11 protein-coding genes and 1 tRNA gene are annotated in these 16543 nt (G+C 41.3%); 6 read left to right on the plus strand and 6 right to left on the minus strand.

Features of this window, described 5'->3' with window-relative positions:
- Together IO68_RS21610 and IO68_RS21615 are read right to left on the minus strand one after the other, a co-directional pair.
- The coding region (locus tag IO68_RS21610) for a hypothetical protein (RefSeq protein ID WP_031234725.1) at positions 1 to 1674 on the minus strand (1674 nt) is incomplete at its 3' end.
- Between the two features lie 470 nt (positions 1675 to 2144).
- Positions 2145 to 7637, minus strand: coding sequence for a beta strand repeat-containing protein (locus tag IO68_RS21615; protein ID WP_023012904.1), 5493 nt, complete (start codon positions 7635 to 7637; stop codon positions 2145 to 2147).
- 501 nt (positions 7638 to 8138) lie between these two features.
- On the opposite strand from IO68_RS21615, the gene IO68_RS21620 reads away from it, so the two are divergent.
- Positions 8139 to 8215 (plus strand) — tRNA-Arg (locus IO68_RS21620).
- A 47-nt stretch (positions 8216 to 8262) separates the two neighbouring features.
- Here IO68_RS21620 and IO68_RS21625 read toward each other — a convergent pair.
- Complete coding sequence (locus IO68_RS21625; RefSeq protein WP_023012905.1) at positions 8263 to 9561, minus strand: hypothetical protein; 1299 nt, start codon at positions 9559 to 9561, stop codon at positions 8263 to 8265.
- Positions 9562 to 9747: 186 nt separating this feature from the next.
- Between IO68_RS21625 and IO68_RS21630 the strand changes: the two genes are divergently transcribed.
- The 3 genes from IO68_RS21630 to IO68_RS21640 all read left to right on the plus strand — a co-directional run bounded on the left by IO68_RS21630 (position 9748) and on the right by IO68_RS21640 (position 11887).
- On the plus strand, positions 9748 to 10245 hold the full coding sequence (locus IO68_RS21630) for a YcxB family protein (RefSeq protein ID WP_007479602.1): 498 nt from the start codon (positions 9748 to 9750) through the stop codon (positions 10243 to 10245).
- Between the two features lie 33 nt (positions 10246 to 10278).
- Positions 10279 to 10920, plus strand: coding sequence for a fumarylacetoacetate hydrolase family protein (locus tag IO68_RS21635; protein WP_023012906.1), 642 nt, complete (start codon positions 10279 to 10281; stop codon positions 10918 to 10920).
- 70 nt (positions 10921 to 10990) lie between these two features.
- A complete protein-coding gene (locus tag IO68_RS21640) occupies positions 10991 to 11887 on the plus strand; it encodes a polysaccharide deacetylase family protein (protein ID WP_023012907.1) in 897 nt (298 codons plus the stop codon).
- On the opposite strand, the gene IO68_RS21645 is transcribed toward IO68_RS21640, so the two are convergent.
- Complete coding sequence (locus tag IO68_RS21645; RefSeq protein ID WP_023012908.1) at positions 11884 to 12684, minus strand: AraC family transcriptional regulator; 801 nt, start codon at positions 12682 to 12684, stop codon at positions 11884 to 11886. The genes IO68_RS21640 and IO68_RS21645 overlap by 4 nt on opposite strands.
- A 107-nt stretch (positions 12685 to 12791) precedes the next feature.
- On the opposite strand from IO68_RS21645, the gene IO68_RS21650 reads away from it, so the two are divergent.
- Positions 12792 to 13700, plus strand: coding sequence for a DMT family transporter (locus IO68_RS21650; RefSeq protein ID WP_023012909.1), 909 nt, complete (start codon positions 12792 to 12794; stop codon positions 13698 to 13700).
- Positions 13701 to 13733: 33 nt separating this feature from the next.
- Here IO68_RS21650 and IO68_RS21655 read toward each other — a convergent pair whose 3' ends face one another.
- Entirely contained in the window at positions 13734 to 14984 is a 1251-nt protein-coding gene (locus tag IO68_RS21655) for a YihY family inner membrane protein (RefSeq protein ID WP_023012910.1), read from the minus strand.
- 114 nt (positions 14985 to 15098) lie between these two features.
- Between IO68_RS21655 and wrbA the strand changes: the two genes are divergently transcribed.
- Positions 15099 to 15701 (plus strand): NAD(P)H:quinone oxidoreductase, encoded by a 603-nt coding sequence (gene wrbA, locus IO68_RS21660; RefSeq protein WP_031234727.1) that lies wholly within the window; start codon positions 15099 to 15101, stop codon positions 15699 to 15701.
- Positions 15702 to 15729: 28 nt separating this feature from the next.
- Here the strand turns inward: wrbA and lgt are convergent, their stop codons facing one another.
- A complete protein-coding gene (lgt, locus tag IO68_RS21665) occupies positions 15730 to 16542 on the minus strand; it encodes a prolipoprotein diacylglyceryl transferase (RefSeq protein WP_023012912.1) in 813 nt (270 codons plus the stop codon).
- Position 16543 lies beyond the last annotated feature (1 nt).

The following is a 16543-nucleotide window of genomic DNA, read 5'->3' on the forward strand; positions in this document are numbered from 1 at the left end:
GCCATCAATCACACCAGTGACTAAATCGATTGGGCTACCGTCAGTGCCACCTGTAATGCCATCAATCACACCAGTGACTAGGTCGATTGGGCTACCGTCAGTGCCACCAGTAATGCCATCGATCACGCCAGTGACGAGATCAATCGGACTACCATCAGTACCACCCGTGATGCCATCAATCACGTCAGTCACAAGATCAACCGGGCTACCGTCAGTACCACCCGTGATGCCATCAATCACACCAGTCACTAAATCAATCGGACTACCATCAGTACCACCAGTAATGCCATCAATGACACCAGTGACGAGATCAATTGGACTACCGTCAGTGCCACCTGTGATACCGTCGATCACACCAGTCACCATTTCAAGTGGTGTACCATCAGTAAGATTACCTAAGTTACCAAGATCGCTACCAATGTGTTGGACAACCTCTGTAGCTGTAGAGCCGTTATTAATTAATGTTTCCACTACACCAGATACGGAGTCGATCGCACCATTAAAATCTGCACCAGCTAAGTCTGAAACAGCTTCTAAAGAACCATTTACGGTATCGCGTGAAGTCTCAAAAGTCAGTGTGCCTAGATCTGCTGTATCCCCAATCGGATGTTCGGATTGATGAACAGCGCTAATGATTGTATCTGCAACGGTATTAATACCTGAGTTAATGACTTCTGTTTTGAGGCTTTCAGCACCTTGTAATGAATCAATACCGCTTTGAACAGTTTGAGTTACAGGGTTACTTCCGCTACTTACCTGATTGATGATGGTAGAGAAGGTATTTGTTGGGTTAGTCTCACCAGTGATATTTGAAATGGTTGTTGTGAGTGTATTGAGTTGATAGCCGCCGACACCAATATTTATATCGCCTGATCCTGTATTAATCCCACCATTGATACCATTCTCAGGGTCACCAGAAAGGCCACTATTGATATTTCCAACAGGCGTATTGATGTTGCCGCTGGCATTGCCTGAGCTATCATTCACTCCGCCATTTAATCCCCCAAAGAAGTTAGTTAAAGCTGTTGCAGGATTATTCGCAATTAAGGTTTTAAAGTTGTTAATGGTGTTGATGTTATTTGCGAAACCATCTGTGTTTAGCCCAATAATTGAGCCACTGAATGCATTTGTTACGGTACTGAGTGGTGAAGTGTTGGTTGTGTTTGTAAAGGTATCAAAAATATTGGTTGGATTTTCTAGCGTACTTGTATTGAGAAGGCCTGAGTTATTGGTGATAGTGCTCGTGGTCTGATCAAATAATTGGTTATTCAGAGTTGTATTTTTTACATTTCCAGCCATATTAACAGCTGCATCTAATGGATTGTTGGTCGGAATATTTGGAACTCCACCACTCATATTGGGAACGACTTTAAACGGAATATTGACTAAACTTTTGAAGTTCCCGCTACTACTAGAAATGTCTTCAAAAGTCCCTGTGAATGATGATATAGGATTAAAATTTCCTAGAATATTAAGTACAGGGCTAAACGAGTTCATTGCTATATTGCTCGTTATACTGCTCACCATACTGTTGATATTTTGAGTAGACAGCGCCTGTGAAAGCAACGCAAAAGGAATCTGTGTTGAGCCACTCAGGGGCGATATTGTGAAATTATCATCAAATGAATTCGATGATAGATTCGAGATTGGCGAAAATAGACTTTTGAAGCTCATAAGCGTACCTATATATTTTTAAAATGTTTTGTTTCGAGTAATTATTAAATCCATATTGTTTTTGTGTGATTAACATCACATTAATCATTTTTAGTGTTATATGTTGCAGTTTTTTTGTCAATCTTGAGAATTTGATTTGCTTATTCTGTTTTTGATACCTTATCTTGTTGATTGTAAATAGTTTTAATATTTAATAGACTTTTTATTTGAGCTTAAGCTCAGGTAGAATTTGTTTAATATGTGAGCAATATCAGTTGTTTAAAGTGAAGGTTAATTTTTTAGACTGTCGGGGCGTTCTGTTTGTCAAAAGTGGTCATTCGTCAGTTTTTTTTGTATAGAATTTATTATTGTTAAGATATTTAAAACTATGTATTTATCAATACTGTTGATTAAGGTGTTTGAATGGATAAGTACGTTTAAATCTTTATTAAATCAAAGCCGCTGATGACAGCGGCTTTTTGAGCGAGGATTTAGAATAGATTCAATGAGTGGAATAGATCATCTGAGAGATTTGTCAGTGTAGATGGTGAGGTAATGGTTTCTGTATATGTGCTGGTTGAGCCTGTTGAATCCGCTACCGTTGTCACTGTTGATGTCGTTCCTGTAATTGCTGTCAGGATATGATCAACGCCTAAGCTGTTCTCACTTTCACCATTTAAGCTAATGCTGATGAGGTTATGAATACCATCAAGTGAACCATCACTTAATCCGCCAGTCAGACCATCTAAACCAAGTTCAAGGTTATCCGTCGCATTGCTAATGGTTGTTCCAACAGAATCAAGCGCTCCGCCACTGAATACGCCATCGATATCGGCTGTAATATGAGTTACTTCACTTAGTGCACCACCATTAAGACTACCAGTAATACTACCAAGTAAGTTTGTGACGATTCCCAATGAACTTTCAGTACTAGTTATGCCACCAACTACATTGGTGAGTAGATCAATCGGACTACCATCGGTACCACCTGTAATGCCATCGATTACACCAGTCACTAAGTCAATCGGACTACCATCGGTACCGCCTGTGATACCGTCAATGACATCAGTCACCATTTCTAGTGGTGTACCATCAGCAAGATCACCGAGATTACCAAGGTCATCAGCAATATGTTGAACAATACCGATTGCAGCAGAACCATTATCAACTAAGGTTTCAATGACACCTGTTGCAGAATCTAAAGCACCACTAAGATCAGCACCCGCCAAATCAGACACGGTTTCTAAAGTACCATTTACAGTATCGCGAGAAGTTTCAAAAGTGAGGGTACCTAGGTCAGCGATATCACCGACAGGATGTTCAGCTTGAGGGAAAGCACCGATGATGGTGTCAGCTACAGTATCAATCCCCGTATTGATGATTTCAGTTTTTAAGCTTTCAACGCCTTGTAGAATATCGATGCCTTCTTGAACAATCCCTGTGACAGGATTATTAGCAAGATCACCACCAGTAATACCATCAAGGGCACCAGTGACTAAATCGATAGGACTACCATCAGTGCTACCCGTGATGCCATCGATTACACCAGTCACTAAATCAATCGGGCTACCATCGGTTCCACCCGTGATGCCACCGATTGCACCTGTAACAGTACCTAAAACTCCTGAGCCATCACCATTACCAGCAACAACGTCAACCAAGTTAGTCACTGGGCCAAGCACATTAAAATCACCTTCACCATTTAGACCACTGAGATCGAGAACGGATATTGCATTTCCTGAGAAGTTAATCGGTATCGTAATTGGCGTTACAACATTCGCATCATCTCCGTTGCCATTACCAATACCGTAGTTGTGCTCACCATTGCCTGCACCGATACCATTGAGGATTCCACCTGAACCATTGGCACTGCCGTTGCTATTATTTTCAAGGTCATTGTCATTGAACTGATTGGTTGTATTGGTAGATGAGTTGTTAGTTGAGTTCGCAGAGGCACTACCAAAAAGAGAAATCGCATTACCAGAAAGGTTGATAGGAATCGCAATCGGTGCAACAACACTTGCATTGTCACCGTTACCATTGCCAATACCGTAATTGTGCTCTCCATTACCTGAGGCAGCGCCATTGAGTATTCCACCAAGACCGAATAAGCCACCAGAACCCGTGCTAACACCATTTCCTGTGCCATTGCTATTGTCAGTATTATCATTGTCCTGATAATAGTTTGTAGTGGTTGTTGATGAGTTATTGGTTGAGTTGGCTGTTGCATTTCCAAAAATTGAGAACGCATTACCAGATGCATTAATTGGTGTCGTAATTGGCATCACGATGCTGGCATCATCCGCAATACCATTGCCAATACCATAGTTATGTTCACCATTTCCTGCAGCAACACCGTTCAGGATACCACCATCGCCAAGAGTCCCTGAGCCACCTTCGATTTCGCCAGCATTATGAGCATTGCTGTTATTGATGCTGTCATTGTCTTCGAAGTGATTCACAGTTGTTGTTGATGAATCATTGGTTGAGTTTGATGTTGCATTACCAAAGATGGAGAAGGCATTGCCTGAAGCATTGACTGGTGCAGTAATCGGGGTAACGATACTGGCATCATCAGCTATACCATTGCCGATTCCGTAGTTATGTTCTCCATTGCCAGCACCAACACCATTTAGCAGTCCTCCGCCAATTCCGTTCCCTGAAGAACCACCACCTAGACCACCATCACCAAAACCATTCGCGCTGTTACTGTTGTCTGTGGTGTCATTGTCTTGGAAATAGTTTGTCGTATGTGTGGATGAGTCATTCACAGAATTAGAGGTTGCATCGCCAAAGAGTGAGAATGCATTACCAGAGCCGCTCAGCGGGGCAGTGATAGGGGAGACAACGCTGGCATCATTGCCAATACCATTGCCGATGCCATAATTATGATCACCATTACCAGCGGTAGGACCGTTGCCCCAACCGCCTAAGCCGTTGCCAGCAGCTCCTTCGACGATGCCAGTGCCACTGTTACTATTATTTGTGGTGTCATTATCTTCAAAATGATTGACAGTTGTTGTTGATGAATCATTCACAGAGCTTGAATTTGCATCTCCAAATAATGCAAATGAGTTACCCAAGCCACTCATTGGTGTGGTAATCGGTATGACGACACTAGCATCATCACCGTTCCCATTGCCAATTCCGTAATTATGTTCTCCATTGCCAGAACCAACGCCATTCAGTAAACCGCCAACACCATTACCTGCAACACTATTGATACCAGTGCCGTTATTACTGTTATCTGTACTGTCATTATCAAAAACATAATTTGATGCTGTAGTAGATGCATTATTCGTGGATGAGTTGTTTGCGTCGCCGAACCAAGAAAACTCATTTCCGAGGGCGTTGATTGGTGTCGTTGTTGGCATGATCACGCCTGAATCATCACCGTTACCATTTCCGATACCGTAATTTTGCTCTCCGTTACCAGCGCCGAAACCGCTGAGAATACCACCAATGCCATTACCAGCTGCACCAGCGCCATTATTGCTATGATCAGTAAAGTCATTGTCTTCAACAATATTGGTGGTGTTGGTGGTTGCTGTGTTGGTTGAGGTATTGCCAGAACTGTCTTCATCATTGTTTTGATTTATTCCAGAGACACCATTGCCCATAATATTGATTGGGCTGACGACAGGTGATGTCCAGTCGACATCATCACCGTTACCATTACCGATGCCATAGTTATGTTCACCATTTCCAGCGCTCACACCATTGAGTAGGCCGCCAATCCCATTACCAGAAGCACTGCCCAAACCAGTGCCACCATTGTTGCTATTATCGGTACTGTCATTGTCTTGTACGTGGTTGAGAGTTGTGGTTGAGCCATTGTTCGTCGATGAAACATCACCGCCAATACCTTCAAATGCATTACCTAGAACATTGACGGGTGTTGTGAATGGGGCTGTAACATCAACATCATCGCCATTTCCATTGCCGATACCATAGTTTTGTTCGCCATTACCTGCTGCGGGGCCGTTGCCCCAACCATCAATCCCATTACCTACAGCACTGCCAAGACCATTGCTATTGTTGCTGTTATCAATACTGTCATTGTCTTGAACAATATTTGTTGAGGTTGTTGCTCCATTATTGTTGGAAGAAACATCGCCACCACCGATGCCACCAAATGAGTTACCGAGAACCTGAACAGGTGTTGTCCATGGGACAGTTACATCTGCATCGTCACCATTTCCATTGCCAATACCATAGTTTTTTTCGTCATTGCCTGCGCTGACGCCATTCAGTAAGCCATCAAGACCATTGCCTGTAGAGCCATCAATGCTATTGGAACTATTGTTGCTATTGTCGGTTGAATCATTGTCTTCGACATAGTTTAGCGTTTGAGTTGGTGCATTATTGGTTGAATCAACATCACCTCCACCGATGCCTGCAACAGAATTTCCAAGTGCTTGGAAAGGAGCGGTGACTGGTGCAGTTACATCAACATCATCGCCATTTCCGTTCCCGATACCATAGTTTTGTTCACCATTGCCAGCAGCAGGACCATTGCCCCAACCGCCAACACCATTGCCTGTTGAATTGGCTATGCCTGTAGCATTATTGCTGTTATCTGTTGAATCATTGTCATGAACAATGTTGGAACTTAGGGTTGGTGCATTATTGCTTGAACCGACGTCACCACCACCTATGCCTGCGACTGAGTTACCAACCGCTTGAACTGGCGTTGTCCATGGCATCGTGACACTTGTATCATCGCCATTTCCATTGCCGATACCATAGTTGTGTTCATCATTACCTGCACTCACGCCGTTGAGTAGACCATCGCCAATCCCATTGCCTGAGCTACCCTCTATCCCCATGCCATTATTGCTATTGTCTGTTGTGTCATTGTCTTCGATGACATTGGATGCCACTGTTGGCGTACTGTTCACGGAATCTACATCACCACCTCCGATCCCAGCAATCGAGTTGCCAATGCTTTGAAAAGGAGCAGTTACAGGTGTGGTCACACTGGCATCGTCACCATTGCCATTCCCAATGCCGTAGTTTTGTTCACCATTTCCTGCACCAACAGCATTGGCTAATCCTCCACCAGAACCATTGCCTGATGTGCCTGTACCATTGTTGCTATTATTGGTTGTGTTATTATCTTGAAGATGGGTTGAAGATACTGTTGGTGCTGTATTGATGGAGTCTACACCGCCAATGCCAGAGATTGAGTTTCCAACAGATTGCACTGGTGTCGTCCAAGGTGTTGTGACACTGGCATCATCACCATTGCCATCACCAATCCCATAATTATGTTCACCATTTCCCGCAGCGACGCCATTCAGAAGACCGCCTGCGTTTCCATTCCCAGCGGCATCTACGCCAGTATTGCTGTTATTGGTATTGTCATTGTCTTCAATAACAACTGTTGAACTGGTCGGAGTTGTATTGATTGAATCAACTGCACCACCACCAATTACTGCATAAGCATTCCCTAGGGAGTCTACAGGTGTGGTGATAGGTGTAATGATGTTGGCATCATCGCCATTTCCATCACCAATGCCATAGTTATGATCGCCATTACCTGAAGCAGTACCATTTAAGAAACCACCATCATTGCCATTTTCTGCAGTACCCGTATTACTGTTATCAATCGTATCTTGATCTTGTAAATGGATTGAAGAGGACGTTGGTGCTGTATTTATAGAGGTGACAGGTTCAGCATTGCCAAACCAAGAATATGAGTCTCCGAGTGAATAGAAAGTTGTCGTAAATGGAATAGGAAAATTAACGCCTTCACCATTACCCACGCCAACACCGTAGTTTTGTTCACCGTTTCCAGCGGCAGTTCCATTCAACAAACCATCATAAGCAGAACTACTGCTATTATTGGTCAAGGTACTATCTTCTATTTGATTATTATTGACTGTTGATACCGTATTCACAGAAGATGATGAGCCTTGATTATTCTGGCTTGGAAGAGAAAGGATGCCTGTTATGGGTGATAAGATATTTTTAAATAACATATTGGTATACCTATCATAATTATTAAAGTCTTGTTTTATTCGTCCTTATAATTATGTGACTCCTGTCTCATAATTAATAAAAAGTATTGAATGTTTAACTAATTTTTGTCAACGCCACTCGATAAAGCGTAGTTTTTGTGAAAATCTTGGGGATAATAAAAATCAACTGCTTAGCTTATTTTTTAGTGTGAGAGAAGAGAGAAAATATGGATAAAATAGCTAAAATCCATATCAAAAGCTAAGTGAATAAAATGTGAAACAAAGCATCTAACGCTGTAAATAAATTTTTAATCTTCTGAAATTTAATAATAAATCATGAAAATTTTGATCGTAGTGATTAAGCAGAAACTCTTGTCTCGTATTTCAATTGAAAGCAAATGTTTATATTGTGTATTGATGTGTTTTTAAACGATGTGCTGAATCTATAATCAATTGAAATTATTTTGCAATAAAGTTCTTATCAAATGGGAAAAAGTGCGTATAATGCCCTCCATCAAATACGCGCTCATAGCTCAGCTGGATAGAGCACTTGGCTACGAACTAAGGGGTCGGGAGTTCGAATCTCTCTGAGCGCACCAATTTGAAGAATTAACCGCTAACTTAGCGGTTTTTTTGTGCCTGAAATTTATATTTTGTTTTTAACTTTCTGTACAAACACAGTATTACCTCCAACAGCAGGCAGCACATCATGATAAGGCAAGCTGCGCATTGCCCTTAATAAAAATGGTGCTTTTTCATCAATTTTTGCGCTGGTGGTTATTTTAAATAAACTGCCTTGTTTGAGCTCAGTCAACTCCATTTTTCCTTTAATAAAACGTAAATCACCACCCGTGGCATAAAAACTATTCTCGGTGTCATTTGGATAGTTAAAATGCAGTTTAAATGCAAAGGGAATATTAATGACCCCTAAACCGACATTAACTTGAATATCAGCATTTTGTCCTTGGTTTTGAATGGGTGTCGTGACGACTTTTTTAATTTGTCTTGGAAATAACTCTTGATAGGAAATAGGATTCAACCATTTCTGTAATTGCTGTGGTGGATGTTTATAAAAATGATAGGTCGTTGTAAATCGCATGCCTTCACGTCCGTGAGTATACGGTACGCTCGTCGGGGCATGTAACACGCTGACTGGTTGTTGGGATGCTTGAATCAGTTGAGTGATTTTCGCTAATTGAGCTGCACTGAGTTGTGGATTGGGCATTTGTCCTGCATTGAGTGCAGCCGTGTTTTGTCCAATAAATCGATTTCTGAGAGATTCTAAAATAAATGCATTACTTGTACTGGGAATCCCAAGCTTAACTTCAGGAATGGCATTTAATACTTTTTTGATGATAAAGCCTTTGGGTTGGTTTAGATCTCCCCATTGCGTTAAGGTGATCAAAGTTCTGTTGTCATCGAGTGCAAACCACTCTAATTTCCCTACTCCGTAAGGAATAGGTGCATCGACCACCAAACTCGCGATGCTATTGGCTTTAATCTGATGTTGTAATGTCACATCTTCATTGAAATTAAGTACAGGAATAGGGGTTGGGATGGAGACTTTATATTTCATCTGTACGATATTGCCTGATTGTTCAATACGTTTGGCAGATTTCAGTGTTGGAAATAGACCAACATAATGACTAAAGTCAGTCAATGTTTCAGAAACGCGTTGGCTATTGGCGGGGACAATAATCGCAGCAGTATTAAAACTAACACTTGGCTGAGGATTGTTTTTTAATGTTGGTACAGATGTTTTGACGGCAGGGTGGCCATAAATAAAAATATTGCCTTGCGTATAACTGGCTAAAAGTTGAGGATTATTTTGAAAAGGCTGTAAAGCACTTGGAATATTGTCAGACCATGTAATGATCTGAGCAAAACTAAACGGACTTATTCCGAATAAAATGCCTATAGAAATGAGGCGAGAAAAATAAGACATTACATTCCTTTGAGTTCTTATAATTTACCTGTTGAGCAATGGGTGTTTATCCATAACAGTGAATCCAAAATATTTATAATTTCTTTCTAGAGTAAAAAATAGTCATATTGTGTAAAACAACATGTAGCCATTTAAATTAGTGTAATATTTATGCCCATTCATGATGAGCAAAATTAGAAGCCGAGTATGTCTGAACAGCGTCCAACCGTATCTGTGCGTTATTACCTTAACTTACAAGAATCTCAAGATGGTTTTGCCTTAGTCACTTTTGGAAAAAAGCCTCTTACGCGTTTTCTCACCCCAGCGATTAGCATTGCGATTATTTTGTGGGGTGTTTATCTCGGTTTTACTGATGTAGGTCGCTACTACGTCGCGCTTGGCGTTTTCTTCCTGATTATGCAGGGTGTGATGCGTTATTGGTTATTGCCGATGTTGTTTAAACGTCAGTTCGTGCGTTATCAATTTGGAAAAAGTGAGCAAGGCATTGATCTCTACCAAGATCATTTTGAACTTTACTCAACAGGAAAGAAACAAACAGCGCAGTATGCTGAAGTACAATCCTTTGCAGTAGGCAAGTTGACCTACATGTTAGAGTTGAAAAATCATACGGTGATTATCGTGCCCAAACGAGCATTTACCGATTCAGCAGATCAAACGAAGTTTGAAAATAGCTTTAAAAAATAAACTCATTATTGGTTATAACAACAAGGAGCTTACATGAGTACTCAGCCATCAAAAATTGTTTGTGTAGGCAGAAATTATGCTGAGCATGCAAAAGAGCTTGGTAATGCGATTCCAGATCGTCCGATTTTATTTATGAAACCACCCAGCAGTATCGGTTCACTGGCGCAAGGTGTTAAATGGAATCAGGCTTTAGGCGAGTGTCATTTTGAATGTGAAATTTGTTTGCAAATCGCACATCCTCTTTCTCAAGAGACGGATAAACTAAAAGCTTTAGAAGCTGTTGGTGCGATCACGCTAGGTTTGGATCTCACGCTGCGCGACTTACAAAGTGACTTAAAAGCCAAAGGACAGCCCTGGGAGCGAGCGAAAGCATTTGATGGCGCATGTATTCTAGCGGATTGGGTCGAAACAGATGAAATCGGCGATTTGCAAGAATTAGAGCTGATCCTGACGATTAATGGAGTTGAGCGTCAGCACGGTTTTAGCCGAGATATGTTATTTGATATTGGTGCTTTACTGGTTGAGATCAATCAATCTTTCAGCTTACAAGCAGGCGATGTGATTATGACTGGAACGCCAGCTGGCGTTGGTGCATTACACCCGAATGATCAGTTGACAATGAAGTTGATTACCCAGACTGGAGAATATGACTGGGATACCTTTGTAAACGCTTAATAATGTTTAGAATGGCGCTGACGCTTATAAGGTCAGCGCCATTTTTATTTAAAAATAAAAGAGAAGAATCATGAAAAAATGCTTAGGTTTGCTGCTGATATTTGTGACAACAATGGGGCAGGCGAAACAACTGGCATTAAGCTTTGATGATGGTGTGAATCCCGATCTAAATTCGCAAGCGGTGCAGATTAATCAGCAAATTCTACAACAACTCAAACAACATCAACTAAAAAGTATTATTTATCCAAGTGTTATTAAAATAGGGGATTATGCCGGTTTGCAGCTTGTAGCTGAATGGCGCAAGCAAGGGCATCAAATTGGGAATCACAGTGAGTTACATCTAAATCTCAACAAAGACCATATTAGCAGTCAGCAATATATTGCAGGCATACAACGTGCTGAACAGGTTTTTCGTCCGCTAACGGGTTGGACGGCAAGATATCGTTTTCCTTTTTTAAAAGAGGGAAATACGCTTGAAAAACGAGATCGCGTTGCAGCGTACTTAAAACAACATCATTATCAATCTGGCGCTGTCAGTATTGATGCTAGTGATTGGTTTTATAATCAGAAATATATCGCCTATCAAAAACAAGGACAGACGCAGTACCTTAAAAAGTTAAAACAGGCTTATATTGCTCATTTACTTGATCGGGCGGCATATTACGATCAATTAGCGATTGAAACGTTGGGCTATTCGCCTAAGCATGTTTTGTTGTTACACGTAAATGCCATTAATGCGGCATTTCTCAATGATATCATACAGGCATTTCAAGCACATGATTGGCAGTTGATTGATAGCGAACAAGCATATAGTGATGCACTTTATCAAAAAAATGCAAAAATTTTGCCCGCAGGTGAGAGCATTATTTGGTCTTTGGCAAAGCAAAAGGGGGATGTCAATTTGCGTTATCCCGCTGAAGATGCACCCTATGAACAGGAAAATTTAAAACGTTTCGAGCTGCCTTAACTGCCTTGATAGAGTTTTCGGAACTGATCAGGGGTGAAATGCATCCAACGTTTGAACATATAAATAAAAGCTGAGGAACTAGCATAACCTAAATCAAGCGCAATACTTTCAATGGTTTTGCCTTTGTTTAACATCGACATTGCTTTCATGACTTTTAAACGTTGTCGCCACTCGTGCAAAGACATACCAAGCTCTTTTTGGCTATAACGCGCCAAGGTTCGCTCAGTCATGTTGATCATTTTAGCGAGTTCTTCCAAGGTACTATCATCTGCTGGATGCTCATGTAAATGATTAAGAATTTGAGCAAGAGCTGGATGTTGTGTAGTGGGTAAATAACTTCCGACTAATTCGGCATGTGTTAAGCAATCAAGCAGCACTTGGAGCAGCCTTAAATATTCAGGATCATGGTCGGGTAAGTGATGACTACGAATATGTTCGAGTAAGGATGGAACGAGTGGTGCAGTCAGTAGAATACCTGCCTGTTGCGGCATCTGCTGACACAAAGATTCATGGACATACAGCGTACAGTAAGTGACATCATTTCGGTTAATCCCCCTGTGCTGCATATGTGGTGGTAGCCAAATACCATAAGGTGGCGGTGTTAAATAATGGATTTGCTCGATATTTACTTCTAACACACCATCAAAGGCATAAATAAATTCACCCCAAGCATGTGCGTGTTCGGGGTAAATTGTTTCAGCAGGCGCATCGCGAACTCTTAACCATAACGGGGCAGGAATATCATTGATGGCAGGAATTTTTTGGAAATCCTGAATTCTTTGTGCTGTTTTTTTCATAGAGTGAGAATTGCCCGAAAACACGTATGTATTGTCAGATTTTCACTATATCATGAAAATCTGACAGACTTATATTGGCTCTCTAGAATGAAAATTGGGAGAGGGCGATGGATGAGCGTAAAGCTTTAGATGCAAAAGCATCAGGTCTAATGATCGTGCTTTGTATGATTTGGGGATTGCAGCAAGTGATTTTAAAAATGGCTGCTCCCGATATCTCTCCCTTGATGCAAATTGCATTGCGCTCTGGTTTAGCTGCACTTTTGTTATTGCCTTTATTGTGGCTGGATAAAAACAGTCAACTGTTTAATCGACAAAACCTTAAAGCAGGCGGTTTGGTTGCTGTTCTTTTTTCTTTAGAATTCTTCTTATTGGCACAAGCGTTAAATCTAACCTCCGCGTCTCACGCTGTGGTATTGCTATATACCGCTCCGATTTTTGTTGCCTTAGGATTGCATTGGAAATTACCGTCTGAGCGTTTAAGTGTATTGCAATGGAGTGGGATCACGATCGCATTTATGGGGATCGTTGTAACCTTCATTCGCCCCAATCAAGGCCCTACAACAGTACTTGAGCAACAAATGCTTTGGGGGGATTTATTGGCTTTGGCGGCTGCAATTGCTTGGGCTGCGACGACGATTACCGTACGTTTATCCTCTTTGGCTCAGGCCGCAGTGACTCAGACTTTGTTTTATCAGCTTGCAGGGAGCTTTGTCCTGTTATTTAGCTTGGCTGTTTTTTTGGGACAATCCACTATCTATTTTACTCCCTTGGTTTTTGGTAGTTTGGCATTTCACACTTTGATTGTTTCTTTCGCAAGTTTCCTTGCATGGTTTTGGTTACTTAGAAATTATTTAGCTTCTCGTTTAGGTGTATTTTCATTTTTAACGCCATTATTTGGTTTGGCTTTTGGTGTGTGGTTATTGAATGAAACTGTAGAACTAAACTTTGTGGTTGGTTCTGCATTGGTTCTGTTTGGGATTGTAGTTGTGAGCTTGCAGGGTTGGCTACGGAAATAAAAAAGACCTCTGTTGAGGTCTTTTAGGTGAGCTTTATTTCTGTTCAAAGATAGTGGAAAGAGGGATGGAAAGTTTAGCCGCTAAGTAATCATTACTTTCAATCAATGATGGTCCAAGTCTCTCCATCCATTCATCATCTTGATGAATATTCAGAACGTCCTCACGGAGTGGAAGCCGATAAGGTAGCGCAGTAAAGAAACTCCAGAAATCGACTTGTGCCAGATTGCGAACCAAAACGTATTCGTCCTTGTCGGTACGCTTAACCAAATTTTGTTCCTCTAATTGGAGGATATATGCAGGCAGGCGGCCCAGTTCGCCTCGCCCAATAATACCGAGAAGCTCTTGCTCCGAAACACTTTCACCAATCTGTTGCTTTTTATAAAACAATTCCAAAATGTCCAATAACATCAAGATCGGATGGCGTTTTTGTTCCTTTCCTGAGTGAAATGCAGTCAATGCATAACTCACTTCGACGCCGAGCAAAATCATATTCCAAGAAAGGTAGATCCAGAGTAGGAAAATAGGAACGGCAGCGAACGCACCATAAACGATTTCGTAGCTGGTAAAGTTACTCATCACCCAACCGAAGAAGCGTTTTAAGATTTCAAAAACGGTTGCACTAAAACAGGCAGCAATCAGTGCTGAGGGAATAGGCACGGTACGATTTGGAATTGTCCAATACAGAATAAAGAAACCAATAATGGTCAATAAAAATGAAATCAGCCATAAGATGAAAGATCCATCGAGCTGATAACCTGCAAAGTTATTACTCAGAATATTCATCGAAGCAACAGTAGAGGACAGGACAAATGCACTACCGAGCACGATTGGGCCTAATGAAATAATGGTCCAATAACGCATAAAGCCAACCAAACCTGAGCGTGTCTCTTTAACGCGCCAAATACGGTTAAAAACGTTCTCGATGGAGGTCAGCATTAAAACGGTTGTGATAAAAAGAAACAGCACACCAATGATGGTTAGGTTGCTTGATTTTTCAGTGAATGCATTGAGTGCCTTATCAAAAGCGATGGTACTTTTAGGTAAAAAGTTACTATAAATGAGTTGTTGTAGTTGCTGTCGAGCAGGCTCTAACGCCTTAATCGAAGAAATGATAACCAAGAATACAGTTAACATTGGAACCACAGCAAATAGGGTCGTATAAGTCAAAGAACCTGCTTGTTCCTGACAACGATCAGCCTTGAAGCGCCGTAACACAAATACAATAAACTGAAACCATGTTTTCTCTAAAAAAGGTAATTTTTTTAGATAACGGTCTAAGATCATGGGTTCTATCCTAATTATTTTTAATAAAAATCTTGTGAAAATCACAAGACTTACTACCGCGCAAACTATAAAAAATGTCGTATAGTGTTCTTTTTAACAAAATTATCGAAACTGATGCAACCTTACGTCCTTGTACTTTATTACAGTAAATATGGTTCAACTAAGCAAATGGCACACTTGATTGCTGATGGAATTGAAGCTTCAGGTATGACTGCACGAATTCGTACTGTACCGAATTTAGCGACTGTTGTGACAGAGGCTCAGCCAAGTATTCCAGCAGATGGCGATATCTATTGTAGCTTAGAAGATCTCACACATTGTTCTGGTTTAGCACTTGGTTCTCCAACTCGTTTTGGCAACATGGCGAGTGAGATGAAATATTTTTGGGATCAGACCACGAGCCTATGGCTGAATGGCGCTTTACACAATAAACCAGCATGTGTATTCACCTCATCAGGATCAATGCATGGTGGGCAGGAAAGCACATTGCTGACCATGTTACCGCCACTGTTCCATCATGGCATGATGATTTTAGGACTGCCGAATTCTATTCCTGCGCTATCAAATACTAAAACAGGTGGCACACCTTATGGTGCAAGCCATGTCAGTGGTCCTCGGCATGATCAAAGCTTATCTCAAGATGAAAAAATGTTGTGTGAAGCTCAAGGGAAGCGGTTAGGTGAGGTCGTGAAAGCGTTAATCGGAACGTTTAATTAGAAAAAAGGGAGCATCAGCTCCCTTTTTATTATTTCTTAATTTGCCAATCGTAGATTTTCTTGTGATAGGCATACCACATCATCCATAGACCAATAATGATCATTGGGAAACTGAGGATTTGTCCTTTGGTCATCCAGCCAAACAAGATAAAGCCTTGGTCAATATCGGGTTGACGGAAGAATTCCATGAAGAAGCGCGCAACACCATAGCCGATCAAGAATAATGCTGAAACTGCCATACGTGGGCGAGGTTTCGCACTAAACCACCATAAGATGATGAATAGAAGCAGACCTTCACACAAAGCTTGATAAATTTGTGATGGGTGACGAACCAATCCTAATGGATCTGTTGGAAAAATCATGCCAAATGGATAGTTTGGGTCTTGAACTTGGCGGCCATAAAGTTCACCACCAATGAAATTACCAATACGACCGAACATTAAACCTGTTGGTACACACGGTGCGATGAAATCCAAAGTCTGAAACCATGTTTTTTGGTATTTCTTACACCAAAATAACATCGCAATGATGACTCCAAGGAAGCCACCGTGGAAGCTCATGCCACCTGTCCACACTTGGAATAACCAGAGTGGGTTTTCTAAAAACTTACCAAACTCATAAAACAGCACATAGCCTACACGGCCCCCAAGCACGACACCTAACGCACCATAAAACACAAGGTCTGAGACCATGTCACCAGTCCATCCATCACGTTGCTTAGCACGATATGATGCTAAACCCCATGCGCATAGAAAGGCCAATAAATACATCAGTCCATACCAGTGCACTTTGACTGGTCCTAAGCTCAGTGCGACTGGATCAATATTAGGATAGGTCAGCATT

This window comes from Acinetobacter sp. COS3 (genome assembly GCF_000475335.1).
GTDB classification, from domain to species: domain Bacteria; phylum Pseudomonadota; class Gammaproteobacteria; order Pseudomonadales; family Moraxellaceae; genus Acinetobacter; species Acinetobacter venetianus.

Coding starts and splice junctions, on each gene's coding strand:
- IO68_RS21615 (WP_023012904.1), bottom strand. CDS start 7,637: ATGTTATTTAAAAATATCTTATCACCCATAACAGGCATCCTTTCTCTT.
- IO68_RS21625 (WP_023012905.1), bottom strand. CDS start 9,561: ATGTCTTATTTTTCTCGCCTCATTTCTATAGGCATTTTATTCGGAATA.
- IO68_RS21630 (WP_007479602.1), top strand. CDS start 9,748: ATGTCTGAACAGCGTCCAACCGTATCTGTGCGTTATTACCTTAACTTA.
- IO68_RS21635 (WP_023012906.1), top strand. CDS start 10,279: ATGAGTACTCAGCCATCAAAAATTGTTTGTGTAGGCAGAAATTATGCT.
- IO68_RS21640 (WP_023012907.1), top strand. CDS start 10,991: ATGAAAAAATGCTTAGGTTTGCTGCTGATATTTGTGACAACAATGGGG.
- IO68_RS21645 (WP_023012908.1), bottom strand. CDS start 12,684: ATGAAAAAAACAGCACAAAGAATTCAGGATTTCCAAAAAATTCCTGCC.
- IO68_RS21650 (WP_023012909.1), top strand. CDS start 12,792: ATGGATGAGCGTAAAGCTTTAGATGCAAAAGCATCAGGTCTAATGATC.
- IO68_RS21655 (WP_023012910.1), bottom strand. CDS start 14,984: ATGATCTTAGACCGTTATCTAAAAAAATTACCTTTTTTAGAGAAAACA.
- wrbA (WP_031234727.1), top strand. CDS start 15,099: ATGCAACCTTACGTCCTTGTACTTTATTACAGTAAATATGGTTCAACT.
- lgt (WP_023012912.1), bottom strand. CDS start 16,542: ATGCTGACCTATCCTAATATTGATCCAGTCGCACTGAGCTTAGGACCA.